General features: G+C 62.5%; 28 protein-coding genes. 16 read left to right on the top strand and 12 right to left on the bottom strand.

Features of this window, described 5'->3' with window-relative positions; translation table 11 throughout:
* The first annotated feature begins 75 nt into the window (after window positions 1-75).
* The 3 genes from LB524_RS10575 (at window position 76) to LB524_RS10565 (ending at window position 2,230) form a co-directional block, all read left to right on the top strand.
* The gene (locus LB524_RS10575; RefSeq protein ID WP_015318654.1) at window positions 76-678 is read left to right on the top strand and encodes a superoxide dismutase; all 603 of its coding nucleotides are present in this window, start codon (window positions 76-78) and stop codon (window positions 676-678) included.
* 157 nt (window positions 679-835) lie between these two features.
* Window positions 836-1,273, top strand: coding sequence for a c-type cytochrome (locus LB524_RS10570; RefSeq protein ID WP_224525885.1), 438 nt, complete (start codon window positions 836-838; stop codon window positions 1,271-1,273).
* Window positions 1,274-1,282: 9 nt separating this feature from the next.
* Window positions 1,283-2,230, top strand: a complete 948-nt coding sequence (locus LB524_RS10565; protein WP_224525883.1) for a cytochrome c — start codon at window positions 1,283-1,285, stop codon at window positions 2,228-2,230.
* On the opposite strand, the gene LB524_RS10560 is transcribed toward LB524_RS10565, so the two are convergent.
* The 3 genes from LB524_RS10560 to LB524_RS10550 form a co-directional block, all read right to left on the bottom strand.
* Window positions 2,227-2,628, bottom strand: coding sequence for an SET domain-containing protein (locus LB524_RS10560; protein ID WP_015318651.1), 402 nt, complete (start codon window positions 2,626-2,628; stop codon window positions 2,227-2,229). The two genes, LB524_RS10565 and LB524_RS10560, sit on opposite strands and share 4 nt — an antisense overlap.
* 150 nt (window positions 2,629-2,778) lie before the next feature.
* Window positions 2,779-3,405 carry a LysE family translocator gene (locus LB524_RS10555; RefSeq protein ID WP_140618579.1) on the bottom strand — a complete coding sequence of 209 codons (627 nt, stop codon included), beginning with the start codon at window positions 3,403-3,405 and terminating at the stop codon, window positions 2,779-2,781.
* A 19-nt stretch (window positions 3,406-3,424) separates the two neighbouring features.
* A complete protein-coding gene (locus LB524_RS10550; RefSeq protein WP_140618577.1) occupies window positions 3,425-5,524 on the bottom strand; it encodes a S9 family peptidase in 2,100 nt (699 codons plus the stop codon).
* Between the two features lie 113 nt (window positions 5,525-5,637).
* Between LB524_RS10550 and LB524_RS10545 the strand changes: the two genes are divergently transcribed.
* Together LB524_RS10545 and LB524_RS10540 are read left to right on the top strand one after the other, a co-directional pair.
* Complete coding sequence (locus LB524_RS10545) at window positions 5,638-6,006, top strand: SH3 domain-containing protein (protein WP_140618729.1); 369 nt, start codon at window positions 5,638-5,640, stop codon at window positions 6,004-6,006.
* A 450-nt stretch (window positions 6,007-6,456) separates the two neighbouring features.
* The gene (locus LB524_RS10540; RefSeq protein WP_015318648.1) at window positions 6,457-6,885 is read left to right on the top strand and encodes a MucR family transcriptional regulator; all 429 of its coding nucleotides are present in this window, start codon (window positions 6,457-6,459) and stop codon (window positions 6,883-6,885) included.
* Between the two features lie 86 nt (window positions 6,886-6,971).
* Here the strand turns inward: LB524_RS10540 and LB524_RS10535 are convergent, their stop codons facing one another.
* Together LB524_RS10535 and LB524_RS10530 are read right to left on the bottom strand one after the other, a co-directional pair.
* Complete coding sequence (locus LB524_RS10535; RefSeq protein WP_015318647.1) at window positions 6,972-7,400, bottom strand: SufE family protein; 429 nt, start codon at window positions 7,398-7,400, stop codon at window positions 6,972-6,974.
* A gap of 100 nt (window positions 7,401-7,500) precedes the next feature.
* Complete coding sequence (locus tag LB524_RS10530; RefSeq protein ID WP_224525865.1) at window positions 7,501-7,848, bottom strand: DUF5330 domain-containing protein; 348 nt, start codon at window positions 7,846-7,848, stop codon at window positions 7,501-7,503.
* Between the two features lie 533 nt (window positions 7,849-8,381).
* On the opposite strand from LB524_RS10530, the gene LB524_RS10525 reads away from it, so the two are divergent.
* The 3 genes from LB524_RS10525 to LB524_RS10515 all read left to right on the top strand — a co-directional run bounded on the left by LB524_RS10525 (window position 8,382) and on the right by LB524_RS10515 (window position 11,309).
* Window positions 8,382-10,133: a PAS domain-containing sensor histidine kinase gene (locus tag LB524_RS10525; RefSeq protein WP_224525863.1), complete on the top strand. Its 1,752-nt coding sequence runs from the start codon at window positions 8,382-8,384 to the stop codon at window positions 10,131-10,133.
* Window positions 10,108-10,890: a peptidoglycan-binding protein gene (locus tag LB524_RS10520; RefSeq protein ID WP_224525860.1), complete on the top strand. Its 783-nt coding sequence runs from the start codon at window positions 10,108-10,110 to the stop codon at window positions 10,888-10,890. The genes LB524_RS10525 and LB524_RS10520 overlap by 26 nt, the downstream gene beginning before the upstream one ends.
* A 71-nt stretch (window positions 10,891-10,961) precedes the next feature.
* Window positions 10,962-11,309: a DUF1491 family protein gene (locus LB524_RS10515; RefSeq protein WP_224525857.1), complete on the top strand. Its 348-nt coding sequence runs from the start codon at window positions 10,962-10,964 to the stop codon at window positions 11,307-11,309.
* Here the strand turns inward: LB524_RS10515 and LB524_RS10510 are convergent.
* From LB524_RS10510 to LB524_RS10485, 6 genes are all read right to left on the bottom strand, one after another.
* Window positions 11,287-12,312 (bottom strand): hypothetical protein, encoded by a 1,026-nt coding sequence (locus LB524_RS10510; protein ID WP_224525854.1) that lies wholly within the window; start codon window positions 12,310-12,312, stop codon window positions 11,287-11,289. The two genes, LB524_RS10515 and LB524_RS10510, sit on opposite strands and share 23 nt — an antisense overlap.
* A 480-nt stretch (window positions 12,313-12,792) precedes the next feature.
* Window positions 12,793-13,362, bottom strand: a complete 570-nt coding sequence (locus LB524_RS10505) for a DUF1254 domain-containing protein (RefSeq protein ID WP_140618565.1) — start codon at window positions 13,360-13,362, stop codon at window positions 12,793-12,795.
* Window positions 13,355-13,939, bottom strand: a complete 585-nt coding sequence (locus LB524_RS10500) for a DUF1214 domain-containing protein (RefSeq protein ID WP_224525852.1) — start codon at window positions 13,937-13,939, stop codon at window positions 13,355-13,357. Before LB524_RS10500 ends, LB524_RS10505 begins: the two co-directional genes overlap by 8 nt.
* Window positions 13,940-14,048: 109 nt before the next feature.
* Window positions 14,049-16,202, bottom strand: a complete 2,154-nt coding sequence (locus LB524_RS10495) for a transglycosylase domain-containing protein (RefSeq protein WP_224525848.1) — start codon at window positions 16,200-16,202, stop codon at window positions 14,049-14,051.
* A 223-nt stretch (window positions 16,203-16,425) separates the two neighbouring features.
* Entirely contained in the window at window positions 16,426-17,358 is a 933-nt protein-coding gene (locus LB524_RS10490) for a dimethylarginine dimethylaminohydrolase family protein (RefSeq protein ID WP_224525847.1), read from the bottom strand.
* Window positions 17,359-17,398: 40 nt separating this feature from the next.
* Complete coding sequence (locus tag LB524_RS10485; protein WP_224525845.1) at window positions 17,399-18,985, bottom strand: amidohydrolase; 1,587 nt, start codon at window positions 18,983-18,985, stop codon at window positions 17,399-17,401.
* Between the two features lie 76 nt (window positions 18,986-19,061).
* Between LB524_RS10485 and LB524_RS10480 the strand changes: the two genes are divergently transcribed.
* The 5 genes from LB524_RS10480 (at window position 19,062) to LB524_RS10460 (ending at window position 24,029) form a co-directional block, all read left to right on the top strand.
* Complete coding sequence (locus LB524_RS10480; RefSeq protein ID WP_140823797.1) at window positions 19,062-19,958, top strand: LysR substrate-binding domain-containing protein; 897 nt, start codon at window positions 19,062-19,064, stop codon at window positions 19,956-19,958.
* Between the two features lie 122 nt (window positions 19,959-20,080).
* Window positions 20,081-21,175: an ABC transporter ATP-binding protein gene (locus tag LB524_RS10475; RefSeq protein ID WP_224525844.1), complete on the top strand. Its 1,095-nt coding sequence runs from the start codon at window positions 20,081-20,083 to the stop codon at window positions 21,173-21,175.
* A gap of 70 nt (window positions 21,176-21,245) precedes the next feature.
* Window positions 21,246-22,358, top strand: a complete 1,113-nt coding sequence (locus LB524_RS10470; RefSeq protein WP_224525842.1) for an ABC transporter substrate-binding protein — start codon at window positions 21,246-21,248, stop codon at window positions 22,356-22,358.
* Between the two features lie 22 nt (window positions 22,359-22,380).
* The gene (locus LB524_RS10465) at window positions 22,381-23,214 is read left to right on the top strand and encodes an ABC transporter permease (protein ID WP_015318632.1); all 834 of its coding nucleotides are present in this window, start codon (window positions 22,381-22,383) and stop codon (window positions 23,212-23,214) included.
* Entirely contained in the window at window positions 23,214-24,029 is an 816-nt protein-coding gene (locus LB524_RS10460) for an ABC transporter permease (protein WP_140663155.1), read from the top strand. The genes LB524_RS10465 and LB524_RS10460 overlap by 1 nt, the downstream gene beginning before the upstream one ends.
* Here LB524_RS10460 and LB524_RS10455 read toward each other — a convergent pair.
* The gene (locus tag LB524_RS10455; protein ID WP_224525840.1) at window positions 24,026-24,814 is read right to left on the bottom strand and encodes a 2-keto-4-pentenoate hydratase; all 789 of its coding nucleotides are present in this window, start codon (window positions 24,812-24,814) and stop codon (window positions 24,026-24,028) included. The genes LB524_RS10460 and LB524_RS10455 overlap by 4 nt on opposite strands.
* Before the next feature lie 322 nt (window positions 24,815-25,136).
* Here LB524_RS10455 and LB524_RS10450 point away from each other — a divergent pair, with 322 nt between their 5' ends.
* From LB524_RS10450 to LB524_RS10440, 3 genes are all read left to right on the top strand, one after another.
* Entirely contained in the window at window positions 25,137-25,544 is a 408-nt protein-coding gene (locus LB524_RS10450; RefSeq protein WP_015318629.1) for a DUF3168 domain-containing protein, read from the top strand.
* A 169-nt stretch (window positions 25,545-25,713) separates the two neighbouring features.
* Entirely contained in the window at window positions 25,714-26,013 is a 300-nt protein-coding gene (locus LB524_RS10445; RefSeq protein ID WP_015318628.1) for a hypothetical protein, read from the top strand.
* Between the two features lie 78 nt (window positions 26,014-26,091).
* The gene (locus LB524_RS10440; RefSeq protein ID WP_015318627.1) at window positions 26,092-26,757 is read left to right on the top strand and encodes a response regulator transcription factor; all 666 of its coding nucleotides are present in this window, start codon (window positions 26,092-26,094) and stop codon (window positions 26,755-26,757) included.
* The last annotated feature ends 16 nt before the right edge of the window (window positions 26,758-26,773 follow it).

Genomic DNA, 26,773 nt, shown 5'->3' with positions numbered 1-26,773 from the left:
GGAGTTGCTCCAGCTCAATCCCGACCTATCTTACTCCGGTATCCACACCGGATTTTCCACGAGGGAGTACTACCCATGGCTTTCGAATTGCCCGCTCTGCCCTACGACTATGAGGCCCTGCAGCCCTATATGTCCAAAGAGACGCTGGAGTATCACCACGACAAGCATCACAAGGCTTATGTCGACAACGGCAACAAGCTCGCCGCCGAAGCCGGCCTTGGCGATCTTTCGGTCGAAGAGGTGGTCAAGCAATCGTTCGGCAAGAATGCCGGTCTCTTCAACAATGCTGCCCAGCACTACAATCACATCCATTTCTGGAAATGGATGAAGAAGGGCGGCGGCGGCAACAAGCTCCCTGGCGCGCTGCAGAAGGCTTTCGACAGCGATCTCGGCGGTTACGACAAGTTCAAGGCTGATTTCATTGCCGCCGGCACAACGCAGTTCGGTTCGGGCTGGGCCTGGGTTTCGGTCAAGGACGGCAAGCTGGCGATATCGAAGACGCCGAACGGCGAGAACCCGCTGGTTCATGGCGCATCGCCGATCCTCGGCGTCGACGTCTGGGAGCACTCCTACTACATCGATTATCGCAACGCCCGGCCGAAATACCTCGAGGCCTTCGTAGATAGCCTGATCAACTGGGATCACGTGCTTGAACTCTACGAAAAGGCGAATGCCTGATCAATCTTCCGAAAGGCCCGGCACCCCCGGGCCTTTTCTTTTCGTCTCGAACCCCACGGCTAGGGTCATGCAATTTCATGCGGGAGAATGGGAATATTCCACCTCCCGCATCCGTTAACGTCCTGTCCTGAAATGCCTTCACCACGGAGCCAAATGAATGAGAAAGCTTGTCATCGCCATCTCCATGCTCGCACTCGCCGCATCGGCGGCCTTTGCCGATCCGATCCTCGATCGGCAGGCTCTGATGAAGGAACGCGGAAAGATCGTCGGCGGCCTGTCGAAAGTGGTCAAGGGCGAGGAGCCCTTTGATGCCGCCGCGGTGCTGACGCAGTTGCAGGCACTGCAGGCAAATGCCGAGAAGTTCGACGTAGAGGCCTTGTTCCCGAAGGGCACCGACGCCGGCGACACCACGGCGGCGCCAAAAATCTGGGAAGACATGGCCGGCTTCAAGGCGACTGAGGACAAGTATCTCGCCGATGTCAAGGCTGCGGTCGCGGCGGCTCCGGCCGACGTCGATGCGCTGAAGACGCAGATCGGCACCATCGGCTCGGACTGTGGTACCTGCCACCAGGGCTACAGGGTCAAAAAGGGCTGATCGCCAGCCATGGCATGGCTGAAGAAGCTCGTCGGCGCGGCCCTCGTCCTGGTCGCCGGCGCGTCGGCGGGGTGGCTGCTGTCGGCACCGGTCACGCTTGATGCGGCGACCCTGGCGCAACTCGGCCCAGGCGATGTTGCCCGGGGCAAGCGCATCTTCTATGCCGGCGGCTGCACCTCCTGCCATGCCAAGCCCGGATCGCAGGGCGATGCACGGCTTCAGCTCATAGGCGGGCTCGAACTCAAGACGCCATTCGGCATCTTTGTTCCGCCCAATATTTCGCAAGATCCCGAGGACGGCATCGGCGCATGGTCGGTCGGGGATCTCGCTAACGCCATGCTGAAAGGTGTGTCGCCTTCGGGCGAGCATTTCTATCCGGCATTCCCCTATGCCTCCTACGCGCGCATGAAACCGTCAGATGTCGCCGACCTCTACGCTTTCTTGAAGACGCTTCCCGCCGTCGCCGGCAAGGCGCCCGGCAATTCGCTGGCGTTCCCGTTCAGCATCCGGCGCGGCATTGGCCTGTGGAAGCGGCTCTATCTCAGTGACAAGCCTGTCGTGCCCCTGCCTGATGGCGCGCCAGACCCCGTGATGGCGGGCCGCTACCTGGTCGAAGGACCGGGCCATTGCGGCGAATGCCATACGCCGCGCGACCTCGCTGGCGGAACCAGGAAAAGCGAATGGCTGGCCGGTGCGGTGGCCGCCGAGGGCTCGGGCGTCGTGCCGAACATCACTTCGGGCGAGGGAGGTATCGGCAGCTGGTCCGCGTCCGACATCGCAAACTACCTCGAAACCGGATTCACGCCGGATTTCGATTCCGTCGGCGGCGCCATGGTCGACGTGCAGCGCAACATGGCCGAGCTGACGGCGGACGACCGTGTGGCGATTGCTGCCTATCTGAAGGCGGTGCCGCCGCATCCCAACGGCTATCCGGCGCGCAAGAAAAGTACGAACTAATCCTCGGACTGCAGGTGGCGATCGCCGAGGAAATCGAAGCCCGTTTCGAAGAAAAGGTTGTAGTTGCAGGTCATCTCCTCGCCAGGCGCGATGTCGCGCAAGGCGTAGGTCTCCTCGGGCGACGAGACATCGCAATTCGGCTCGTCGTCATGGTTCATGTAGCGGGCATCGTCGGCTTCGAAGACGATATAGGCGGGATCGCGACGGTCGGGGTAGGAATAGCGGTCGAGGTAGTTCTTCACCGGCCCGGTTTCGCTCTCATAGGTCTCGACGTCGATGATCCGATCGAACCGGGGGTCGAGCTTCCAGACCAGCGTGCCCTTGGCAATATGGTTCTTGGCAAACACACCGATGCCCTGGATCGGCGATTTGTCGAGATAGACGTCGACGAGCAGCATAATGGACCCTTGTGCAAGTGCGGACTTCGTGCCCGGGAAAACCGTGCCTTGGGTAGCGCGCGACCGTCGCAATTGCGAGCGGAAATGAGCCGCGCGGAATTCAAAAAGTGATGATCATCAGGCCTGCCAGCAGACGTGGGTCGCCTGGCCTCAGCGCTCTTGCAAGGCGAGGCGGACACCCAGGGCGCAGTAGATGCCGCCGACAACCTTGCCTTGCCATTTCAGCACTGTCGGATTTCGGCGCAGGAAACTGCCGAGCCGCCCTGCGCTCACGGCAAACACGACCGTGCTGAAAAGCCCCAGCATGACGAAGATGATCCCCAATACGGCCAATTGAACCATCACTGATCCGTTTTCGGGCCGCACGAACTGAGGCAGGAACGCCAGGAAGAAAAGCGCGGTCTTGGGGTTGAGCACCTCGGTCAGGACAGCCTGTCGAAACGCCTTGCCGGCGGAGCTTGCAAGCGCGCCGGCGGTCGGATCGGTTGGCGCTTTCTCGATGATGGCCCGAATGCCGAGGTAAACGAGGTAGGCCGCGCCGATATACTTTACGATGCTGAACAGCGTCGCCGATGTGGCGATGATAGCCGAGATCCCAACCATCGCCATGGCGGTATGAAACACATCGCCGGCAGCGATCCCGCCGCCTGTGGCGATTCCGACTCTCGTCCCCGAACTCGTTGCGCGGGCGATCGTCAACAATGTGGCCGGACCAGGAATGAAGACAAAGCCGAGCACAACCGCGATGTAAGCTATCGCTGTGGCCAGATCGATCATCGCAGCGTTCCTCCGTGAGCTATGCCTTGTCCGTCACCTTCAGCGTGAAGGCATAAGTATAGGCGATCTCCTCCAGGCGTGAAAACCGGCCGGAGGCACCGGCATGGCCGGAATCCATGTTGATCCTGAACAGTACCGGATTGTCGCCGCTCTTGCGGTCGCGCAGCCGCGCAACCCATTTGGCCGGCTCCCAATAGGTGACGCGCGGATCGGTGAGACCGGCGAGCGCCAGGATCGGCGGATAGTCGAGCGCGGCGACATTGTCGTATGGCGAATAGGCGGCGATCGTCAGGTAATCGTCGGCCGACGCGATCGGATTGCCCCATTCTGGCCATTCTGGCGGGGTCAGCGGCAGCGTTGCATCGAGCATGGTGGTGAGTACATCGACGAAGGGAACCTCGGCCACGATGCCGCCGAAGCAATCCGGCGCCATGTTGGCGATGGCGCCCATCAGCATACCGCCGGCCGAGCCGCCTTGCGCGACGATTCGGTCATGCGCGGTATAGCGCTCGGCAACGAGGTGGCGGGCGCAGGCGATGAAATCGGTGAACGTGTTCATCTTGTGCGCCCGCTTGCCGTCGTCGTACCAGCCATATCCCTTGTCCTTGCCGCCGCGCACGTGGGCAATGGCAAACACGAACCCCCGGTCCACCAGCGAGAACCAGTTGGTGTTGAAGGCGGCCGGCACGGTGATACCGTAGGAGCCGTAACCGTAGAGCAGGCATGGCGCGGAGCCATCCAGCGGCGTGTCGCGGTGATGCAGAAGCGAGATCGGCACCAGTTCGCCATCGGCCGCCGGCGCCATCAGCCGCCTCGTGACGTAGAGGTGCGGATCGTGGCCGGACGGCACTTCCTGGGTCTTGAGCAGCACACGCTCACGAGTGCGCATGTTGTAGTCGAACATCTGCGACGGTGTCGTCATCGACGAGTAGGAAAAACGCATCATCTCGGTGTCGTATTCCAGGGACCCTGAAAGGCCGAGCGAGAAGGCTTCCTCATCGAAGGAAATCAGATGCTCTTCGCCGCTGGCCCGATCCCGCACGACGATGCGCGGCAGGCCTTCCTTGCGCTCGAGCCGCACCATGTGGTCCTTGAAGCCGATCACCGACAGGATCAGCCGGCCGGGTTCATGCGGCACCAGTTCCTGCCAGTTGGCGCGGACCGGGTCGCTCGCCGGCGCCGTCATGATCTTGAAGTCCTTGGCACCGTCCGCGTTGGTCAGGACGAAGAAGATATCGCCGCCTTCCTCAAGTTCATATTGAAGGCCGGTCTCGCGCGCCGAAACCAGCTTCGGCTCGGCAAATGGATCGCTGGCGCTTAAGAGGCGATATTCCGAAGTCTCGTGATCGTTGATGCCGATCATGATCCATTGATTGTTGCGGGTCCCGTCGACGTTCATGAAGAAGCCGGGGTCGGTTTCCTCGTAGATCAGCCGGTCGGTTTCAGGGGCCTGCCCCAGTGCGTGAAACAGCACCTTCGACGGCCGGTGGTTTGGGTCGAGACGCGTATAGAAGAACCCGTCATTGCCCGCGTCCCAGACGCCCGAACCGCCGGTGGCCTGTATCTGGTCCGCCAGTTCCTTGCCGTCGGCAAGGTCGCGCACACGCAGCGTGTAGAATTCCGAACCCTTGTCGTCGAAGGCCCATAGCAGCTTGCTATGATCGGCCGAATGATCGACGCCGCCAAGCCGGAAATAGGCCTTGCCCTCGGCCTCGGCGTCGCCGTCGAGCAGGATCTGCTCGGGTCCGCCGCCGCGCGGCGTTCGGAAATAGCGCGGCTGCTCGCCGCCGAGCTTGAAGGAAGAGCCGTAGGCATAAGGCCCGTCCTTCATGGGAACGGAAGAATCATCTTCCTTGATGCGGCCCTTCATTTCCTTGAAAAGCTGCTTTTGCAGATCTGACGTGTCGGCCATCAGCGTCGACTGATAGGCATTCTCGGCTTCGAGTTCGGCGCGGATACCTGGATCGAGCAAGGAAGGATCCCTGAACATTTCTTGCCAGTTATCCGCTCGCAGCCAGGCATATTCATCGGTTCGCGTGATGCCGTGATGCGTGTCCGAGACGGGCCTTTTCTCGGGGGCAGGGGCGCTGGCGATTGGAAATCGGGAAGTCCTGGTCATTGCGTCTCGCTCTGGAAATATCTTGAATGACGAATGAACACGCCGATCAGGGCAGGTTCAAGAGCTGTGGCGTAGAGTTGGTGTCGGCCCATGCGACGGCCGGGGGAGAGAAGATGACTATTCGGTCTCGTATTGCTGCGGCTTTCGCCGTCGCTTCGCTAAGTCTGGTCTTTGCCGGCCAGTCTCATGCGACCGTATTTTCGGCTTGGCAAGTGGCCAATGTGCCGTTCGGCGACACGCTCAATGTGCGCAAATATCCGTCGGGAACATCCCAGAAGCAGGTCGCATACCCGAACGGGACCGTCCTGCAGATGACCGGACGATGCACCGGCGGCATAAACCTGCTCGATATCGCCAATCAACCGGCATGGAAACAGCAGCAGACGGTTCGCTATCGCTGGTGCGAAGTCTGGCATGAGCCGGCCAAGAACGGCACCTTCGTGACCGGCTGGGCCTATGGCAGATATATCATCCCGTATTGAGCGACCATCGATTTTGGCCCCGACGGGTTCGACCGGCGGGCATGTCGCCTGGTTGCCTGCCCGACAGAGAGGAGCGGCAACCTGTGGTTTTGAGGACAGATGCGAACAACCAAGTTTGCCGAAGCGACGGCAAAGCAAACGAGAGCATTGAAACCTGATTTGTGAGTTATCGCGAATGTAACGGTGAACTGACCTTACGTCAGGCTTTATCGGTTTGGCGGGCGAAATATCGAAAAATTACATGATGCACGAAAGATTGAAGCTGATCGCGGAATAGTTGATCAAGATTCATAAATATAATGCGCGCAACGAATTGACTTACTTGACCTGCGGCCGCATTGATGTCCCCGTGACACGAATCGCGGCAGCTCTATCTGCGCAAATTCGTGCAATGCCCTGCCTGTAAAAAGGGGCACAGACCGACGTAACTCTTGTTGGGGCCTGAAGACCATGGATATTGTCGAAACACCTTCCAGAAACAATGATGCGCTGATCGAGCTCACCGCCGACGTGGTGGCTGCCTATGTCAGCAACAATCCGGTGCCGGTCGGCGAACTGCCGAACCTTATATCCGATGTCCATGCCGCCCTCGGGCGTGTGGGCGGAACCGTCGAACAGGCGCCTGCCGACAAGCAGAAGCCGGCTGTCAACCCGAAGCGCTCGGTTCATGACGACTACATTGTCTGTCTCGAAGACGGCAAGAAGTTCAAGTCGCTCAAGCGTCACCTGATGACCCACTACGATCTGACGCCCGATCAGTATCGCGAAAAGTGGAACCTGGACCCAAGCTATCCGATGGTTGCCCCGAATTACGCGGCGGCCCGCTCGCAGCTTGCCAAGAAGATGGGCCTCGGCCGCAAGCGCAAGGCGGCGCGGTAGTCGCTGCTTGCCAGATTGGATTGAAATCAAACGGCGCCTTCGGGCGCCGTTTGATTTCAGGGGTGGGCGGAAGATCGACAGGTCGATCAGGCAGTCTGGGCGAGCGCCATCTCGGCGTCGCGTTTGATGCGCTTGACCATCGAGCGAAGACCGTTGGCACGCTGGGGCGACAGGTGCTCGTCGAGGCCGAGTGCCTTCAGCGTCGCTTCCGCATCGATTTTCTGGATTTCGCTGGCCGTCTTTCCGGAAAACAGCGCCAGCATGATCGCAACCAGTCCGCGCACGATATGGGCGTCCGAATCGCCGGTGAAGGTGATGACGGGGTCGGCGCCCGGACCCCGTTCGGTGGTCAGCCAGACCTGGCTGACGCAACCTGGCACCTTGTTGGTGGCGTTGCGCTCCGCATCGGGAAAGGGCGGCAGCGCTTCGCCGAGTTCGATGACGTAACGATAACGATCCTCCCATTCGTCAAGGAACGAGAAGTCGTCGCGGATCGTCTGGATCGTCGTCGTCATGACCCGGATATAGTCACGCGGCGGCGCCGCGTCACGGAAAAAACAAGGACACCGCGGGCGTCGAGAGGGCAGACTGCCCGCGGTGCGCCGTCGAGACGGCTTAATTGTTTATCGGCAGGTTGACCGTTTCAGGCAGGACGACTTCCGGCACGCTGCCCGTCATTGTCGAGGTATCGGAGCCGGCGGACTTGTCGTCCAGCATGGCCGCCGCGATCTTGGCAGTTTCCTTGGCGCGTGCGGTGATGGTGTGCATCGCCGACTTGCCCGTCTCGCAGACATCGGGCTTGCGTTCGCAGATACCGGCGATGTCGCCGACGGCGTCTCGCGCCGCGAACAGGGCCTGGATCGGCCCGACGCTTTCCTGGCCCGTTTCATCGGACCCGACACCCAGCGGCAGCGCCAGCAGCACCAGTGAAAACCAGAAAGCCATTCTTATCAGGAAGAACATGCCTTGCCTCTCGTCGTGACCGGATCATGCATCATATGGCATGACCTCTTTTATGGGCAGGATGTTGACACACAGGCACGAAGGACGGCTTGCACGATCGCCGAGAATTTTCCTCAAATTTTAGGCAAATTCGAAACGAAGCGTTTTGCTGTCGATTTGTTTCATATCGGAACGATCCTTCTCACCATTCGATAACCATCTATCCCGTTGAATGAATTGTGTCTTCGAGGAAATAAAGCGGCTTCGACGACTTGGCCCGCGGTCCGACGACAGGGCCGCCAGGATAACCCTCCGTTTACTATGGCTGCATTTGACCGGGTTTTCGGCCGCCGTCATCCCGATATTTGCCGCAGGGCGGGCCTTGGTCGGCCCTGCCTTATCCATTCCTTAAACGCTGGATGCGAGTTTCAAAGCCAACCAAGACAATCTGCAAAAGCAGAGCTGTTCACGACGAGTGCGAGTGCGTTGAATTGATGCCGATCGAGGCCAGATACGCTGAATTGCCTGGTGCAATAGCGGCCGGTTGTGAGCGCATGGTTCATCCCAGCGTTCTCGAACGGAGCGACCGCGAGCGCCAGCGCCGTTTCATCGGCGTGATGCTGGCCGCGCCGTTTTTTGCAGCGGGTGCCGCGGTCACGCTGGTTACATCGGGGATGGGCGCCGCGGTGACCATGGCCGCCATTTTCGCGGCCTTCGGCCTGTGCTGGTTCGTCGCCCTGCTGGTAGCCGCTACCGGCAAGATGGCTGCTGCGGGGCCGATCGCCCTGGCGATGGCGGCGCTTGCCCTTGCCGGTCTCATCGGTGCCGCCGGCGGATTGAGTTCACCTGTCGCCATGCTTGCCCTGGCGTTGCCATTCGAAGCCTGGTGGATCGGCGCGTCACGGCGTGCGGCATTGTGGGGGGGCGCGACAGCCGTCATCGCCATCGCCCTTCAGTCCTTGTCGGCCGCCTTCCTTCCATTCACGGATGCGCACATCGCCGCCTGGCATTGGCTGGTGCCATTGGCCTGGGCGCTGGCCCTCATCCCGCGCATATCGGCTTTTCGCGGCACTGCCGGCGCGGCCGATACGCTCGATGCGGGTGATCGACTGGAAGACATCATCGACGCGGTGGTCTTGCGGGTCGCCCGCCACGGCGAGATCGTGGATGCATCCGCCAAGTCGCGTACGCTTCTGAAATTGCCGCCTGAACTGTTGTCCGGAACGGGCCTCTTCGATCGGGTGCACCTGTCGGACCGCGTCTCCTATCTCAGCGCCCTGGCCGACATGCGTGACGGCGCACGGTCGCGCCGCCTCGACTTGCGCATCAGGCTGCCCCAGAGTGGCAACGGCGCCCACAATGGAAATGGCTTTGTGGCCGACAATTACCAGCCATTCGCGCTCGAACTGGTGCGTGGCGAGAAACAAGGCGACGTCTTCACGCTTGTCCTGCGCCAAAATGACGAGACCGCGCGGCTGCGCGAAGAACTGGCGCAAGCCAATGAGACGGCCGCCGCCGCCGAAGTGGCTAAGGGCCGGTTCCTGGCAGTCGTGAGCCATGAACTGCGCACGCCGTTGAACGCCATCATCGGTTTCTCCGACATGCTGCTGCACGAGATGTTCGGCGCCTTCAAAGATCCGCGCCAGAAGGAATATGTCGGTCTGGTGCGGGATTCGGGCCAGCATCTGCTGGCAGTCGTGACATCCATACTCGACGTGTCGAGGATCGAATCGGGCGTCTACGCCACCGAGCCGGAGCCGTTCCGGTTCGTAGAAGCCGTAGACATGTGCCAGTCGATGATGCGGCTGCAGGCGCAGGCCAAGAATATCGACCTGCAGACGCAGATCGCCCCTGACGCCGGCGATATCAATGCCGATCGCCGCGCCGTACAGCAGATGCTCATCAACCTCGTTTCCAACGCGATCAAGTTCACCCCCGACGGCGGCGATGTCGTCGTCGGCGCCAAGCGGATCGGCTCACGTCTGCATTTCTGGGTGAGGGACACCGGTATCGGCATCGCCGAGGAGGATTTCGCCAATCTCGGCAAACCCTTCACGCAGATCCAGAACGACTATACCCGCCGTTTCGAGGGCACGGGTCTCGGCCTTTCCCTGGTGAAGGGGCTGGTGGCCTTGCATGAAGGGACCATGTCGATCGAAAGCATGCCGGGCGAGGGCACCACGGTGACCATCAGCCTGCCGGTCGGCGGGCCGAAGGGGCGCCCCGCCAACCCGACCGGAGTGCTGACAATGCCGGTGACGAGGGCGAAAGGGGACGGAAATGGCTCGCTCCGCAAAACAGGCTAAGGCGCTCAAACGCCGCGGCAATGCCTTTCAAGACGGCGCCATCGCCGTCGGCGGCATGATTTCGCGCAATCCCGTCCTGGTGGGAGGATCGACCGCATTCCTGGTGACGCTGTTCTACGTCTCGGCGAATGCGCTATGGTATCAGCCTTTCCCGCACGCCGGAGCGTTTTTCGCCACACGCAATTTCCAGGGCTTTCCGCACGCCGCCGCCGACGAGCCCGAGACGACAATCAACATCGTGCGGTCCAATGCCGCGCCCGCCCCGATCAAGGGCGACCCGGTGGTCGAGCAGGTGCAAGGCATATTGAAGGACCTCGATTTCTACTCCGGCACCGTCGACGGCATCTCCGGCCCCAACACGCGCAAGGCCATACAGGCCTATCAACAGAGGGTCGGGCTGAACGCCTCGGGCGAGATCGACGCACTGCTCCTGGATCAACTGGGTGCAACGCCGAAGACGGCTGCCGTGCCGAAACCGCAACCTCGTCCTGACATGCCGCCAGCCGCCGTTCCCGTTTCCTTGCAGACCAACGAGGCACAGGCGAACGCCGCTTTGCAGGGGCCTGACCCCCGCATCGTCAAGATCCAGGCCGGGCTGAAGGCCTTCGGCAATGACGACATGCAACTGGATGGCGTCGTCGGTGCACGTACCAAGGCGGCGATCAAGGAATTCCAGTCGCTGTTCGGCTTGCCGCAGACCGGCGAGCCCGACGAGATCGTCTACGTCAAGATGCGCGAGATCGGCCTCACCAACTGACGGCAGAAAACGACGGCTCGCCCTGCACGGGAAATTTCGGTAGAGAGCCCGCATGTCGTCGGGAGTCTTCCATGCGCGTAACCGCTGATCTGTGGGTCTCGGCCCTGTTGCGCCGGGTTTTCGGCGCCGGCGGATTTGCCGCCGTGGTCAATCGCGGTGCGACGGAGGCCGGGGCCGTGTTCATCCTGGCGCGGGGCAGGCTGGGTGAAACGGCTCTCTACGGGCCGGCACCGCAGACAAGCTACGATTCGGCCAAGCCCGAAGACCGGTTTTTCAGCCTTCTCGCCGCCGGCAATGATGCCGCCGTGCTGGATGCGAGACTGGAGCGCGAGAAAAAATTCGATCCCGACATCTGGGTGGTCGAGATCGAGGCCGGGAGCGTTCCCGTCGAGGAGCTTATTTCCGTGAAGACGCCCTGAGGCCGGGGGCGTCGGCTTCGTCGCTGTTGGAGGCCCTGCGGCTGTCGCCGTTTGCCGGTGGCTTGCCGCGAACCGTCTTGGACAGGGTTTCGGCCTTCCACTCCCGCACTTTGTCCAGGGCCGCGTCGCGATGCAGCAGGCGGTAGCGGTCGAGATAGGCGCGGATGGCCTGGGGATGCGGGAACAGGCCGGGATAGACGGCGACAGTGATCAGGAATGCCCGGTCCTCGCTGAAGTCGAGCGAACGCAGCGCCGCAAGCAGCGGCGCATAGTTCTGGTGGAAGGTCAGCGATTGCGCAATCGAAAAATCAATGTCGAGAGCGTCCGCCAGCGCGGTGTGGAAGAACGCGGCATTTCCCGTCAGTGCCGTCTCGCGCAGTTTGACAAAGGTGTCCGCACCGGGGAACGCGTCGACCTTCGCCGCCAAGGCTTGGTCGCCGGTGCGCATCATGGAGCGCAGCTTACGCCGCGCGCTCTCGGCGGCAACGCCGGGTGTCTGCTGAGTTTCCGCGCTGTCCGCCGTCGCTTGCGCCTTCACGACAAGGCTCTGCGCCGGGGCAGCTTCCGGATCCCGCGTCCGCACCAGGGTTGGCCTTTCGAGCGCCCTGATCAGATCGGCGATCGTCGGGTTCAGGTCCTTGCGCCGCGCTATGGCGCGCGCATGCGGCAGCCCATGCCGGCCAATCAGCGCGATCAGGTCGATGTCGCTGACGGCGCGCGAGCGGATGAGCAGTGGAGCGGCAATGTCGACCGGTTCCTCGCAGAGGCGCCGCACCAGGGCCGCGGGTGCGTATTCGCATTCGGAAAGGGCGGCTGCCACGAAGCGCCGCGATTCGACGGATACATCATCGAACAGAGGCAGCGTCAGGTCTTCGAGTTGGCCGATCTCCCGGCGCGACGGCCGCGTCAGAGAGCAGAACGCGGAAACGGCGGCGCGGAACAGCCTTTCGGCTTTTCCCGCTTGCGTCCTTATCGCGATTTGCCTGAAATCCGAAGATGACACGAAGGATACGCCTGACACCAGATACACACTCGACCTCGCGCACCGGGACTATGTCGGTTTCGCGATTGCCTCGGTCAGAACTCACTGACCCGGGAACAAAGATCAATTTAGCCGCGATCCGTTAGCGCTCCGTTAACCCTCTGCCGGCCTTAATGATATTTGGAGGCGTTGCGTTGTGCTCCGGGGAAACCGAGAGGAATGCGCGAATCATGGGCATGGTACTGTCTTTCGTGCCGCGTGCGGCACCGGCCAATCGAGCCAAGCAAACCACCGAAATACCGGCGGCGGTGATCATATTTCCCGGCATCCGTTATGAACGGTCCAGCACCGGCGAAGCCCGGCCTGCAGGGCCGGACAAGCCGGGATCGCCACGGACGCCAGTCCCCCATCACTGAGCAGTCCCTCACCACTGAGCTTTGCTGAAGCCATGGTGTGGTCCGTCAGGCCCTCTGCTCCGGATCAGCGATCGAGGATCGCGGCTTAGAAATCCTGCAACTCGCAGGAACTCTGATCGAGAAAGCGCGACACGATCGGCTTCCAGCTCTCGTCGGGTACGAAGCTGCGGATGACGAAGATGCCTTCATCGATAGGCGCCTCGACGAAGATCGCTCCCTGAAGATCCTCGGGCAGGTCCTTGCGCACGTCGATCATCTGCGCCGGCGTCAGCACGACGGCATCCAGCTTGCCGCCCGCCGCCGTGTGGTCGTTGAAGGAATAGATGTTGTGACCGCTGCGGTCATAGACCGACACCGACCAGAACGGGACGTCCCCCGGCGCCTTGATCCGGACCATTCCTTCCTCGAGGTCGAAGCGGCAGGCCGTTGCGTAGAACAGCGGGTCAACCGATTTCACCACCGGTGCGCCGCCCGCTTCGGCATCGAGCCGGTTCATCTTGTAGAGATCCGAAGCCATGGAGAGACGCGACCAGGCGTCGCGTTCCGAAAATTCCGGCACCAGAAGCAGGACGACAATGTGGACGATGCCGGCGCCGACGAGGCCGAGCAGGATGGCATGGAGAAGCCTGCGCAATGCGGCACGCAAACTACGCATCGCAGCCCGCCTTGACGATCCTGGGCAGCGAAACGTCTGACAGGCCGGTGCTGCTGGCGATCGGCGTGTCGTAGAGGGTCAGGACGAAATACATCCGTCCAGAACCGTCGGTCAGCAGCCAGTTGCCCGGCATCGGGTGATGGCCCACGGATATAATCACGGAATTGTCCGGTTGGCGTAGCACCTCGTAGGACTGAAGAGCCGCAAGCCGCGATTTGCCGGTCTCGACGACGCCGAGCGACTGATCTGCGGCATAAAGCGTCCAGAACCGCGCTGTCGGAAATCCGCCCTCGATCCTGTAGATGCATTCCCGCTTGAGCTGGTCGCCGGCGGCATCCTTTTCCGCCACGAAGGACAGGCCCTCGGCGCGACCAAGCGCCAGCACGCCCTCGCGCGCCACGCGGGCCTTGGAATAGGGGTCCGCGGCCGGTGTGCCGATGTCGGGGAAGGCAGTCCACTGGCCGATCCTGATTGCGCCGACACCGTCCTGGATCTTCAGCGCATACCAGACGCTGGCACCGCCTCCGCCAATGGCTATGGCTAGCGAAATCAGCATCAGGAAGGCGTTCTTGAGCATGAAGGGCCAGGTGCGCGCAGAATTGCCGTTCGGGGATATCGCGGCCCGGGGCCTTGTGGCAAGCAGGCGTGATGGATTTCCCAGTCGGTCTTGTCTCAGCGGGCGGATATCACAGTGCCGACAACGTTTCGGGTGGAGCGGGGGCGTCGAGTTTGGGGGCCGCCTGGAACATCTGGCTCATGTCCCGCAACGTCTGTGTGGTTCGACTGGACAGCACCGGCGGCCGCTCGGCGGCGGCATCGGCCGCTGCCTGCTCCTCGCTCTTCTTCTGTGCCTCGGCGGCCTTGGCCGCGACCTCCTCGTCGACGAAGGGCTTGTCGATCCCCGGGATCGGCTTCAGGTCGATGTTCTGGTGCGCGTAGACCATCAACCGCTGCCACACCATCGCCGGCAGCGAGCCGCCGGTCATGTTCTTGGTCGGGGTGAAATCGTCATTGCCCAGCCACACGGCGGCCGTGTAGTTGCCGGTAAAGCCGACGAACCAGGCATCGCGGTAGGATTGCGTGGTGCCGGTCTTGCCGGCGACGACGATGTTGGGAATTTGCGCCCGCCGCGCCGTGCCCATCACCGGCACGGCCGCCAGCATGGTGTTCATGGATTTCAGCGCCTGCTCGGACAGGACGCGATGCGGCGGCGGCGCGTCCTTGGTCCAGTCATACACCACGTCGCCGGTGCGGGTTACGAGCTGGGTGATGCCGTGCCGGGAACCGACGAAGCCATTCTGGGCGAACACGCTGTAGCCCGTCGCCTGGTCCATCACGGTCATGCCCGAGGTGCCGAGCACCATCGTCTTGTGCCCTTCGAGCGGCGATTCCACCCCAAACGATTCCGCCAATGCCTTGATCGGCGCGATGCCGAGATGGTCCTTGGCGAGCCGCACCGGCACGGTGTTGATCGACTTGGCCATCGCCATGATCAGCGTGATGTTGCCCGCCGACTCGCCGCTGTAATTGTGCGGCGACCAGTTGCCCCAGCTGATCGGCCCGCCAGAAATGATCGAGTTCGGCGTGAAGCCGTGTTCCATCGCCGTGGCGTAGACATAGGGCTTGAACGATGAGCCGGTCTGGCGCAGTGCCTTGGTGGCGCGGTTGAACTGGCTGGCGCCGTAATCGCGGCCGCCGACGATCGCCCGCACCGCGCCATTGGTCTCGATGACCACCACGGCCCCTTCGGTGACGTTGTACTCCTTGCCGAACTGGCGCAGGTGGAACTCGACGGACTCCTCCGCCGCCTTCTGGATGTTGGCGTCGAAGGTGGTGTGGGCAACCAGCGAGTGCTGGCCTGGCTTGGCGATCTTCTTGACCTCGTCGAAGGCCCAGTCAAGGTAGTAGTCGGGGCTCTTCTGTTCGCCGCGGTCGACGACGTCGGCCGGGTGCAGTCTGGCCTGCAGCACCTGGCCTTCGGTCATGAAGCCGGAATCGACGAGGTTGGACAGCACCACGTTGGCGCGCGCGCGCGCCGCCGGCAGGTTGATATGCGGCGCGTATTTGGTCGGGGCCTTGAACAGACCGGCCAGCATCGCCGCCTCGGCAAGGTTCAGGTCCTTGACGCTCTTGCCGAAATAGAAGTCCGCCGCCGCCTCGATGCCGAACGTGCCACCGCCCATATAGGCGCGGTCGAGATAGAGCTGCAGGATTTCCTTCTTCGACAGATTGGCCTCCAGCCACAGCGACAGGAACGCCTCCTTGATCTTGCGCTCGAACGTGCGCTCATTGGTCAGGAACAGGTTCTTGGCCAGCTGCTGGGTGATGCTCGAGCCACCTTGGACGACCGAATTCGCCCGCACGTTCTCGAAGATCGCGCGGGACAGGCCGAGCACATCGATACCGTAATGGTCGAAAAACCGGCGGTCCTCGGTGGCGAGGACCGCCTTGATGACATGGTCCGGCATCTCGTCGACCGGCACGGAATCGCGCTGGATGATGCCGCGCTGGCCGATCTCGTTGCCATAGCGGTCCAGGAAGGTGACGGCGAAGTCGCCCTGGGCACGCCAGTCGCCGGTGGTGTCCTGGAAAGCGGGTATCGCCAGCGCCAGCATCACCACCATGCCGCCGGCGCCGAGTGTAAAACCTTCGCTCAAAAGTTCGATGAAGCCGCGGCGCCAACCCTTGAGACGGAAGCGCCGCGAGAAGATCGTCGCGGCCTCCCAGAACTGGCGTGCCTTGAACCCGATCTCATAGAGCGAGGAATCGAGCCACGCGTCCAGCGCCAGCAACCAGGCGGCGATCGGACCTCTTCTCTTGCGTGGTTCAGGGCTGACCATTCAAAAAACCCGGCTCGGTTCTGGCGCGACCTGAAAACCGCAAGCGGGCAATTTCAGGGCGGCGCCCTGTCCGACTATTCATCCATTTACGGACACTCACAAGGGCGGCGAGGACACAGGGGCACGGTTTGTTGATGGAAGAGCCAGGTACCCGGCGGCCGGTCCCTCGCCCGCCAGGTGCTCGAGCCGGCGAGCGGGAGCTGTTTTGCCGTTTTCCCGACTATCAGGCCGCCTCGCGTTTCAGCGCCTGTGCCATGCAATGGATACCGCCGCCGGTCTTGGAGATTTCGCTCATGTCGACGGCCGCGACCTCGAAGCCGCGCGCCTTGAGTTTTTCGACCAGCGTCTTGCTGGACGTCGGCGCGATCACCCGGTCCTTGCCCAGCGACATGAAGTTGCAGCCGAGCGCCATCGTGTCCTGGAAGGGAACGTCGATGATCTCGTGCCCCTTGCCCTTCAGCCAGTCGACGATGCCAGGCTCGGTGCAGGCGAGGCAGACGGCAGTGAGCTTTTCGGCGATCGGCACCACCATCAGGTCGATATGGACGTAATATTCGTCGATGAAGGCAATGCGTGTCTCCCAGCCTTCCTTCTCGAACCAGGCCTGCACCTGCCGGGCGCCTTCCTCCTGCGTGCGGGCGCCGCCGCAGCCGATCAGCACCACGCCGTCCTCGATGACATTGAAGTCGCCGCCCTCGAAAGTGCCGGCCGTAACCATGTCGTAGATCGGGATGCCGAGCTTTTCATAGGTGCGGATGGCGGCGTAGTTCTCGCCGCGCCGCCACCAGTTGGCCATGGCGGTGATGATGGCGCCATAAGGCGTCATCACGCTGGAATCGCGGGAATAGACCTGCATCGGCAGTTCCGGCGTCGGCTCGTGCCAGTGAATGTTGACGCCGAAATGCTCGTAGGCCGCGACAAGATCCTTGTGCTGTGCCTGCGCGATCTGAACGTTGCAAGGGGCTTCACGCAGGTGCTTGCGCGACAGCGAACTGGTCGACAGGTGGCGCAGGAAATTCGGCGATCCGAGCAGCACGTCGGTCAACACGTCGGTTTCGTTGGCGAAGCCCCAGACGGTCAGCGGCTGGGTGCCGCCGGCCGGGTTGCGGCGTTGCAGCGAAAACGGCTCGGCGATGATGCGGTCATGGACGGTCATGCGGGTTCTCCTCGTGGGCTCTTCTAAAGGGTTGGTCAGGTCATGCATTGCTTGGGATCCACCAGTCGCGGCCGCGCGCGGTGGTGACATATTCCGGCCAGCGAAAGTTGATCGGCGGGTCGTAGTCGCAGAGCGGCGCGATCCAGTTGGAGCCGCCGACGCCACCGCCGGTACGGGTGATGAACTCGTCCATTGCCGCATCGCGGGCGGTCTCGTCCTCGAGCAGGCGCAGCGCCGTCAGCGCGACCGTCTTGGCGGCGCAGATGACCATCGGGTCGATCGTCGCCGGAATGCCACCCAGCGCATTCATCACCCAGGAGGGATAGGCACCGCCATTCGCCGAGCGGAGCGCTGGGCGGGCGACATAGAAGCGGGCGGTCGGCGCGTGCCAGCTCATGTCGGTGTAGTCGTCGGAGGTCGAGTTCACCTGGGACGGCGGCAGGTCGCGGCGCAGGATCGCCTCGGCCTCTTGTGGCGAAATCAGCCGCTCAAGCTCCTCGATAAAAGGGTTTTCGGTAGCAGTGCCGCCGGTATTGACCTGGATTTCCCGCGCGATTGTTCTGGCGACTTGGTCCCAGCGTGGCGGCCCGACCGTCGACAGGGCTTCATAGGCAATCCCGGCCATGGCATGGTTCGCGAGCCCAGGCCGTGACTTCGACACCCAGTGCCGCTCGTAGCGGCAGCCGCTGATCGCAGCCGCGGCCGCGGCATTGCGGTCGAGCACCGCCGTTACCTGCTCGGCCATGCCGATGGTGGGCACGCGGATCATGTACTGGATCTCGGCCAGTCCCGCCGGCAGATTGTCGGCCGTGGCCTGGCCGGCCGTCAGGATAGCCTCGCTGATCGACCAGCCGCCCTGGTGTGGCAGCATGGAATCGCGCAACGCCTTGGAAGCCATGTACATGGTCATCAGTGCATCGTTGGCGCCCGGTGCCCTGACCGCCGAATGCGCCTGCGGGATCGGTGCGCCGTCGCTTGCGCGAACCCAATTTTCGGGTTCGTCGCAGACGAAGCGATAGATCATCGCGTAGGCCGCGCCGCAATGCGTGTCCCAGCGCGCGGTATTGCAGAGCGGCAGCATGTAGAAGGGATGGAAGGAGATCATGCCGGCAAGGCCGTCATAGTAGCCTTTTGCCGCATGGATTGGCTTCGAACCGCGCACTTTCTCAGCCGGCTCGCCGGTAAAGCGCAGCGTGCCTTGAATGTCGTGGCGCTGCATGGCGGCTTTGGTGGCGAGCAGGCCGCCGAGACTTGCTATGCCGAGCCCCGAATGCGGGTCGGTATGGCCGCCGGCCTCGGCGCCAAGGCCAGGTCGCGGCTGCCTCACCGTCACGGCGTCCTGGCAATTGCCGGGCACGGCATCATATTCGGCATACATGCCCACTGTCGGTCCGGCACCGTTCGTCCAATGGGCGCAAAAGGCGGTCGGCATGCCGCCCGAGCCTTCCTCGACCGAAAATCCCTCGCGCTTGAGTCGATCGACATACCAGGCGGCCGACTGGTACTCGCGCCAGGCGGTCTCGCCGAAATCGAAAATGGTGCGTGTCCATGCCGACAGCAGGGGCTGGATGCCGTCCAGGCAGGCAAGCGCGGTCTCTTGCGCCGATGTCGTCACCGGTTTCTCCATGCTCTAGAAGAAAGCAGTGAAGCGGCTCGCCAAAAAGTGATATGTTTTCCTGGTTCATGCAAATTCGGTTCACCTCTTGAGAATCCCATCGACACAGGCGCTACGCGCGCTCGACAGTTTTGCCAGACATGGCAGCGTCTGGCGCGCCGCCGACGAACTGCACCTGACCCGCAGCGCGGTGAGCCACCAATTGCGGCTGCTCGAGCGCGATCTCGGCTTCGATCTGCTGGAGCGGATCGGCAAGGGGGTGGCGCTCACCCCGCGTGGGCAGCGCTATGCCAGCGACGTGCGCAAGGCGCTGACCGTGCTGGGTGACGCGGTGACGCGCGATGCCGGCACTGGCGTCGGCGGCTCGTTCGCCATCTCTTGTACACCGGGCTTCGCCTCGCTGTTCCTGTGCACCCATATCGGCGAGTTCCGGCAGATGTACCCCGATGTCGCGCTGCGCATCCTGACGCCCCGACGGCTCGACGATGTCAGCAATGCCGACGCAGACGCCTTCATCGCGTTCGGCGTGGGTAACTGGCCGAACCGCATGGCCGAGCTGTTGTGCGAAATCTCGTTCACGCCGCTCTGCAGCCCGACGCTGCTCAACAAGGTCGGCGGCTTTTCCCGGCCGGCGGACGTGCTGCGCGCCAATCTGCTCCATCTCGACGACACCGAGGATTGGGCGCGCTGGCTGGCGCTGTCCAAGGTCGAAAACCCGGACACCGAAAGCGGCATCTTCTTTTCCGACATGAACCTCGTCTTCTCGGCCGCGATTGCCGGGCAGGGGATCGCCATGGGTGACGAACTGACCAGCCGCCGTGCGCTGAGCGAAGGCCGTCTGGTCAGGCCTTTCGACATCGCGATCAAATCGCCGCGCTCTTATTTTCTGGTCTCCGAACACGCCAAGGCCTCGCACCCGGTCCTGGAAGCGTTCGCGGGATGGCTGAGGTCTACTCTCTCCGAGAACCGCATTCAGCCCTATTGAGAGGCAGCGTGGCGCCAGCCCGCCATAGATGAATGAAATTTGCCGATCAGGCGAAAACTATTCGGTTGCGGTGAGCTTCCGCCCTGCCTACGATTTGGCTCAACGGTAAGGATAGAGGCAGGATGCAGCAACCCGGCCGGGCCGCAGAGATCAAGGCAATCGGGATCGGCAAGAGCTTCGGCTCGTTCCGTGCGCTGGACAATCTGACGCTCGACATAGGCCGCGGCGAGTTCCTGACGCTGCTTGGGCCTTCCGGCTCCGGCAAGACCACCTTCCTGATGATCCTGGCCGGCTTCGTGCAGCCGAGCGAGGGCAGGCTTTTCAGCGACGGCGCCGATATCACCGACCGCCCGGCCGAGCAGCGTGCCGCCGGCATGGTGTTCCAGGGCTATGCGCTCTTTCCGCATATGAGCGTCGAGGCCAACATCGCCTTCCCGCTCAAGGTCCGCAAGAAATCGGCCGCCGAGATCAGGAAGCGTGTCGGCGAGATGATCGAGCGCGTCGGTCTGGTCGGCCACGAGAAGAAATTGCCCTCGCAACTTTCCGGTGGCCAGCAGCAGCGCGTCGCGCTGGCGCGGGCGCTGGTGTTCGAGCCGGGCGTGCTCCTGCTCGACGAGCCGTTTTCGGCGCTGGACAAGAGCCTGCGCGGCCAGATGCAGGCAGAGATGAAGCGCCTGCACCAGGAGACCGGCACCACCTTCGTCTTCGTTACCCACGACCAGAGCGAGGCGCTGGCGCTGTCTTCGCGCGTCGCCATCTTCAATCATGGCAAACTGCTGCAGGTCGGCGCGCCGGACGAGGTCTACGACCGGCCGGACAATCGCTTCGTCGCCGAGTTCCTCGGTGAGATCAACATGCTGCCGCTGAAGGGGGTTAAGGCCGTCGACAACGGCTCGACCGGCCTCTGTGAGGACCGCGCGGTCAGCATGCGCTGCAAGGCTGAGAAGGTGGGTGGCGACGCCATCCTGGCGATCCGGCCCGAACACATGTCGATAGCGCGCGAGGCCGCCGCCGGAGAGAACGGCATTGCCGCGACGGCAATCGCCTCGACCTATCTGGGGGCGGCGACCAAGCTCGACCTCACCACGCGCCAAGGTGCCAAAGTCACCGTCTCGGTGCCCAACGAGGTCGCGGCGGCGGCGCTCAGCAAGGGCAATTCCGTGTGGCTGACATGGCCGGCGGAAAAGGGTTTCCTCCTTCCGGACGGAGGACAATGAGCGCCGGCGCGGCCTGATCAGCCGCACCGGCTTCCGGAATCAAAATCAACGAAAACAAAGGGGAACTGACATGAACGACACCAAGAAACAGGCCATCGAAATGCTGTCCGAAAGGACGAGACGCGGCGAGATCTCGCGTCGGCAGTTCACGCAACTCGCTGCCCTCGCGCTAGCCGGCACGCCGATGCTGCTGCGCTCGACCGGTGCCTTTGCCGCAGCAAAGGAACTTGTGCTGGTCAACTGGGGCGGCGATGCCATCACGGCCTACGACGCGGCCTATGGCCAGGCCTTCACCAAGGATACCGGTATCACCGTCAAGATGGACGGGTCGGGCCCGACCGAAGGCGCGATCGCCGCGCAATCCAAGAGCGGCGCCCCGACCTGGGACCTGGTCGACGTCGACCCGTTCTCGGCCATTACGCTCGGCGCGCAAGGCATGCTCGAGCCGATCGACTACAACATCGTCGACAAAAAGAAGATGCGGCCGGGCTTCGGCTGGGACTATGCCGCCTCGACCTATTTCTTCTCCTATGTCATCGCCTACGATTCCGAGAAATACGGCAAGGATGCACCGACTGGCATGGCCGATTTCTTCGATGTGAAGAAATTCCCGGGCAAGCGTTCGCTCTACAAATGGGGCGTGTCGAGCTGGGAAGCGGCCCTTTTGGCCGACGGCATCGCGCCGGCTTCGCTCTACCCGCTCGACCTAAAACGTGCGCATGACAAGATATCAGCCTTCAAGGAAAACGTCGTCGCCTATTGGGGCGGCGGCGCCGAGAGCCAGAGCGTGCTGCTCAATGGCGAAGCCTCCATGGCGATCGTCTGGTCGACGCGCGCCTCGCTGATCGAGCAGGATTCCGGCGGCAAGATCAAGTTTATCTGGGACCAGGGCCTGATCTCGCCCGGCGCGCTGGCCGTGCTCAAGAACAACCCCGGCGGCAAGGATGCGGCGATGAAGTTCATCGCCAGCGCCCAGGATCCGGAAAAGCAGCTCGTCATGTTCGACAAGCTCGGCCAGGGTCCGGCCAATCCGGCGGCCGACGCGCTGATCCCCGCCGACAAGAAGCGCATCAACCCCGTCGATCCCGAGAACATGAAGAAGCAGATCCCGCTCGACATGGACTGGTACGCCAAGAACTATGGGCCGGCGCTCGACGAATACACCAAGATCATCTCCGCCTGACCGGCGGCGATGCTGATCTAACATGAGAGGCGTTCTCTCCGACAGGATGGGCGCGGCGCTGTTGATGGCGCCGCTGCTCCTTTTTCTCGGCCTTGCCTATGCCTGGCCATTTCTCGGCGTGGTGAAATGGAGTTTCACCTTGCCGACGCCCGGGCTTGGCCAGTACGAGGCGTTGCTCACCGACGATCTGGTCCAGTCGGTGTTCATCCGCACGCTGCGCATCGCCGCGATCGTCACTATAGTGTCGGTCGCCGCCGCCTATGCTATTACGGTCGTCTGGGTTCGCGGCAGCCCGGCGCAGCGCCTCATCGCCGAATTCTGCATCCTGGTGCCGTTCTGGATCTCGGTGCTGACACGCGCCTTCGGCTGGGTGGCACTGCTGTCCAATCGCGGCCTGATCAACACCTGGCTGCAGTCGATCGGTTTTATCTCCGAACCGCTGACTTTGGTACGCAACGAATTCGGCGTCATTGTCGGCATGACGCATTTCCTCATTCCTTTCGCCGTCTTTCCGCTGGCTTCGGCCATGCGCAGCCTTGACGAGCGTGTTCTGCTCGCCGCGCGCGGCCTCGGCTCAAGCCGCATGCGTACCTTCTGGACGGTGTTCGTGCCGATGACGCGCTCCGGCATCATCGGCTCCGCGATGATCGTGTTCGTCTTCTCGCTCGGTTTCTTCGTCACGCCGGCGATTCTCGGCGGCGGGCGCAGCGTCATGATCGCCGAACTGATCTATCTCAGGATATTCCAGAGCCCGGACTGGGGGCTGGGGGCCGCGATCAGCGTCGTGCTGGTACTGTTCGTCGGCGCGCTGATGGCGCTCTTGTTCCGTTATGTCAGACCGAAGCAGCTGATCTGATGCCGACTTATCGCCCCGGTCCTGTCTCCCTGGTTATCGCCGCCCTGGTGGCGTTGTTCCTGCTGTTGCCGCTGTTGGCCGTCATCCCCGTGTCGCTGACGCCGAGCCGCATGCTGGCGATGCCGACGGGCGAATTGTCGTTGCGCCACTACCGATCGTTGATCGAGGATCCGCGCTGGCTCCAGTCGATCCTGCTTTCGATCCGCATCGGCATCGTCAGCAGCGCCATTTCAACTGTGCTGGCGCTCTGCTTCAGCCTCGGCGTCTGGATGTTCCAGCCGCGCTTCACCGCGACCCTCGTCGGCTTCGTGCTGTTGCCGATGGTGGTGCCGCCGGTGGTTTCGGCGGTCACGCTCTACTTCCTGCTCACCTCGATCTCGGGCGTCAGCTCCTTCTTCGGCTACGATACCTGGCTCGGCGTTGCCATGGCGCATTCGGTGATGACGGTGCCGTTCGCGACGGTGCTGATCCTGGTCTCGCTCAGCCAGCTAGACCGACGCATCGACCTTGCCGCGCGGGGGCTTGGCGCAAGTGTCTGGGAGCGCGCCACGCGCGTCATCATGCCCAACATCAAATTCGGCATCGTCACCGCGGCGCTGCTGTCCTTCGTGCTGTCCTGGGAAGAGATCGGCGTCACTTTGTTCATCACCTCGGTCAACGCCATCACGCTGCCGCGCCTGATGTGGATGGGACTACGCGACAACATCGACCCGGCGATCGCCGCACTGTCGGTGATTTTGATCGTCATCACCGTGCTGGTTCTGGCGGTGAGGAGCGTCGTGGTCAGGCTGAACCGGGGGAGCAAGCCGGTCTAGACGAACCGCACCGACACTTTGCCGAACCTGCCCAAATCGCCAATGACTTCGTCACCGGCGGCGACGCTGATCGGTGTGACGCAAGTTCCGGTGATCACCACCTGTCCCGGTTGGAGCGCTATGCCAAGTCCCGATAGCTCATTGACGATCCACGTGAGCGCGATACGTGGGTCGCCGAGGACAGCCGCGCCCGTTCCGTCGTGCCGCGACTTACCCGAAACGAGACCGGTCACCGGGTACTCCGCCAGGTTCACGTCGCGCCAATCGTCTTCGGCAGGCTGGCCGATGACAAACAGATTGGCGCAGGCATTGTCCGCGATCAGCTGCGGCGCGCCGACAGCGCAGAAATCATCATATCGTGAGTCCGGTATTTCGATCGCCGGATGCAGGGTCGCCACGGCGTCCATCACGTCAGCGATTTCATAAGGTGCGGCGCGAGGTGGGATCTGGCGGCCGAAACGGAACGCGAATTCGACCTCGGCGACCCGCATCTTGCTCGTCGCCAGCGAGACGATCCCGCCGACCTCGACCGCTTTTTCGGCGAGCAGACGCCCGGCCATCGGGCCGTCGACGTTGATATGCCTTTGACCGGCCAGGCTGGTTGCCGCGATCTTCCAGCCGAAAAGCGGGGCCGCCGAATGCTCCATGACATGCGACTGGATGGCGTAACCTTCGGTGCGCGTTTTCGGCCGCAGTTCCTCGGGTATGGCGTCGAGATGGGTGCCATTGTCCCAATGGCCTACCAGCAGACGTGACGCGGCCCTGGCCTTTTCTGGATCGAGCATGGTCAGCTCCGGAAATCGGGAACATGCCCCTCTGTCCGGCCAAGCCGGCAAGGAACATTCCGTCGTATGGACCAGCCTATATGGGGCAAGATCGCGTGACCAGACAATCAGAGGCAAGCTCATGGTCAATTTGCCAGGCCCTATCGCGCCGACTGACGAGATTGTCGGCAAGTCGTATTTTCGAGATCATCGGCGTTCATGATTCCGATGACGAATCGCCATCGTCTTCGCGTGGCGAACCGCTATATCTGAGAAGGGATGCGGACATGGGCAGGCTTTGGAAAAGCATTGTCGGTGGCGCAACGGCTTGAGGAAATGGACGATGACCGCGCCCGGCGATTTGCAGCAGGCCCTGTTTCTAAGACTGAAAAGCGATGCGTCGCTGTCGGCGCTGCTGGGTGGCGCCGGACTGCTCGAGCGGGCAACCGACAACGTCGCCTTTCCCTATGTGACTTCAGGCCAGACTTCTGCCTTTGACTGGGACACCGGCGCCGAGAACAACGACGACCAGCTGATCACGCTGCATGTCTGGTCGAAGGCGCATGGCGAGGCCGAGACCCGGGCGATCATGGATGCCATCAAGGCGCGGCTTGCCGGAGCGGTGTTGGTTATAGGCCCGCGTGGCCAGACGCGGCTGTCGCTGGAATTCAGCGAGGCGCGTTACGATGAGGAACTCCTTGTCCACCATGGCCTGCTGCGATTCCGTGCGCTGACGCAGGAAAACGCCTGACGCACTTTCAATATCACCGAAACGGAGTCTAGACTGAGCTTTCGCGGGTTTCACTGGGGGGCGGTGAAACCCAAGATGTCTGTCTCGCGTTGCAGGGTGTGGCGAGCATGGTTTCAGGGCCGTTCACTGTTCATTTCACGTTCAGCACCGATGCGTTACAACGCGGGTCATGAAAACGCTTCGCTCCCATTTCCGAACCGCGACCCTGGCGCTTAGTGCCGCCGGGCTGTTTGCGTCGCAGGCAATGGCGATACCGGTCATCGAGCCCGACCAGGCCAGCCCGATCGTCCTGGCTGCATCCGACTGCTATGCAATCGGTCAGCAGGTGGCTCAGCAGAATGGCGGAACGCTCGCCAAGGCTTCGGCATCGACGCGTGGCGGCCAGCCGGTCTGCGTCATCGTCGTGCTCGTGCCCGGCAAGGACGGACAACGTCCGCGCCGCTCCGAAATCGTCGTTCCGCAGAACTGACCGCTCTTCCCTCCGTTTCCCAGGCCGGCGGAATCGGCCTATATCTGAAATCTTCAATCAACAGGCATTGGTCCCCGTATGCGCGTACTCGTCGTCGAGGATGACAAGGATCTCAACCGGCAGATCTCGGATGCGCTGGTCGATGCCGGCTATGTCGTCGATCGTGCGTTCGACGGCGAGGAGGGCCATTTCCTCGGCGACACAGAGCCTTACGATGCCGTTGTGCTCGACATCGGCCTGCCGCAGATGGACGGCATCAGCGTGGTCGAGCGCTGGCGTCGCGGCGGCCGCAAGATGCCGGTGCTGATCCTGACCGCGCGTGACCGCTGGAGCGACAAGGTCTCCGGCATCGACGCCGGCGCCGACGACTACGTCACCAAGCCGTTCCACATCGAGGAGGTGCTGGCGCGCGTCAGGGCCCTGATCCGCCGCGCGGCCGGCCACGCCTCGTCGGAACTGACCTGCGGGCCGCTGCGTCTCGACACCAAGGCTTCGAAGGCCGATGTCAACGGCGTGCCGCTGAAATTGACCTCGCACGAATTCCGGCTGCTTGCCTATCTGATGCACCACATGGGCGAGGTCGTTTCGCGCACCGAACTGGTTGAGCATCTCTACGACCAGGACTTCGACCGCGATTCCAACACCATCGAGGTCTTTGTCGGACGATTGCGCAAGAAGATGGGTATCGACATGATCGAAACCGTACGCGGCATGGGCTACCGCATGCGCGAGCCGGAGGCGTAAGGCGGAACCGCTCCCC

The organism is Mesorhizobium sp. ESP6-5, from assembly GCF_020164695.1.
Classification (GTDB): Bacteria; Pseudomonadota; Alphaproteobacteria; order Rhizobiales; family Rhizobiaceae; genus Mesorhizobium; species Mesorhizobium australicum.
This window is presented reverse-complemented; position numbering and strand designations above follow the sequence as displayed.

What these genes read in the sequence shown, in the direction of transcription:
- LB524_RS10575 (WP_015318654.1), top strand. Translation starts at nt 76, where the DNA reads ATGGCTTTCGAATTGCCCGCTCTGCCCTACGACTATGAGGCCCTGCAG.
- LB524_RS10570 (WP_224525885.1), top strand. Translation starts at nt 836, where the DNA reads ATGAGAAAGCTTGTCATCGCCATCTCCATGCTCGCACTCGCCGCATCG.
- LB524_RS10565 (WP_224525883.1), top strand. Translation starts at nt 1,283, where the DNA reads ATGGCATGGCTGAAGAAGCTCGTCGGCGCGGCCCTCGTCCTGGTCGCC.
- LB524_RS10560 (WP_015318651.1), bottom strand. Translation starts at nt 2,628, where the DNA reads ATGCTGCTCGTCGACGTCTATCTCGACAAATCGCCGATCCAGGGCATC.
- LB524_RS10555 (WP_140618579.1), bottom strand. Translation starts at nt 3,405, where the DNA reads ATGATCGATCTGGCCACAGCGATAGCTTACATCGCGGTTGTGCTCGGC.
- LB524_RS10550 (WP_140618577.1), bottom strand. Translation starts at nt 5,524, where the DNA reads ATGACCAGGACTTCCCGATTTCCAATCGCCAGCGCCCCTGCCCCCGAG.
- LB524_RS10545 (WP_140618729.1), top strand. Translation starts at nt 5,638, where the DNA reads ATGACTATTCGGTCTCGTATTGCTGCGGCTTTCGCCGTCGCTTCGCTA.
- LB524_RS10540 (WP_015318648.1), top strand. Translation starts at nt 6,457, where the DNA reads ATGGATATTGTCGAAACACCTTCCAGAAACAATGATGCGCTGATCGAG.
- LB524_RS10535 (WP_015318647.1), bottom strand. Translation starts at nt 7,400, where the DNA reads ATGACGACGACGATCCAGACGATCCGCGACGACTTCTCGTTCCTTGAC.
- LB524_RS10530 (WP_224525865.1), bottom strand. Translation starts at nt 7,848, where the DNA reads ATGTTCTTCCTGATAAGAATGGCTTTCTGGTTTTCACTGGTGCTGCTG.
- LB524_RS10525 (WP_224525863.1), top strand. Translation starts at nt 8,382, where the DNA reads ATGGTTCATCCCAGCGTTCTCGAACGGAGCGACCGCGAGCGCCAGCGC.
- LB524_RS10520 (WP_224525860.1), top strand. Translation starts at nt 10,108, where the DNA reads ATGGCTCGCTCCGCAAAACAGGCTAAGGCGCTCAAACGCCGCGGCAAT.
- LB524_RS10515 (WP_224525857.1), top strand. Translation starts at nt 10,962, where the DNA reads ATGCGCGTAACCGCTGATCTGTGGGTCTCGGCCCTGTTGCGCCGGGTT.
- LB524_RS10505 (WP_140618565.1), bottom strand. Translation starts at nt 13,362, where the DNA reads ATGCGTAGTTTGCGTGCCGCATTGCGCAGGCTTCTCCATGCCATCCTG.
- LB524_RS10500 (WP_224525852.1), bottom strand. Translation starts at nt 13,939, where the DNA reads ATGCTCAAGAACGCCTTCCTGATGCTGATTTCGCTAGCCATAGCCATT.
- LB524_RS10495 (WP_224525848.1), bottom strand. Translation starts at nt 16,202, where the DNA reads ATGGTCAGCCCTGAACCACGCAAGAGAAGAGGTCCGATCGCCGCCTGG.
- LB524_RS10490 (WP_224525847.1), bottom strand. Translation starts at nt 17,358, where the DNA reads ATGACCGTCCATGACCGCATCATCGCCGAGCCGTTTTCGCTGCAACGC.
- LB524_RS10485 (WP_224525845.1), bottom strand. Translation starts at nt 18,985, where the DNA reads ATGGAGAAACCGGTGACGACATCGGCGCAAGAGACCGCGCTTGCCTGC.
- LB524_RS10475 (WP_224525844.1), top strand. Translation starts at nt 20,081, where the DNA reads ATGCAGCAACCCGGCCGGGCCGCAGAGATCAAGGCAATCGGGATCGGC.
- LB524_RS10470 (WP_224525842.1), top strand. Translation starts at nt 21,246, where the DNA reads ATGAACGACACCAAGAAACAGGCCATCGAAATGCTGTCCGAAAGGACG.
- LB524_RS10465 (WP_015318632.1), top strand. Translation starts at nt 22,381, where the DNA reads ATGAGAGGCGTTCTCTCCGACAGGATGGGCGCGGCGCTGTTGATGGCG.
- LB524_RS10460 (WP_140663155.1), top strand. Translation starts at nt 23,214, where the DNA reads ATGCCGACTTATCGCCCCGGTCCTGTCTCCCTGGTTATCGCCGCCCTG.
- LB524_RS10455 (WP_224525840.1), bottom strand. Translation starts at nt 24,814, where the DNA reads ATGCTCGATCCAGAAAAGGCCAGGGCCGCGTCACGTCTGCTGGTAGGC.
- LB524_RS10450 (WP_015318629.1), top strand. Translation starts at nt 25,137, where the DNA reads ATGACCGCGCCCGGCGATTTGCAGCAGGCCCTGTTTCTAAGACTGAAA.
- LB524_RS10445 (WP_015318628.1), top strand. Translation starts at nt 25,714, where the DNA reads ATGAAAACGCTTCGCTCCCATTTCCGAACCGCGACCCTGGCGCTTAGT.
- LB524_RS10440 (WP_015318627.1), top strand. Translation starts at nt 26,092, where the DNA reads ATGCGCGTACTCGTCGTCGAGGATGACAAGGATCTCAACCGGCAGATC.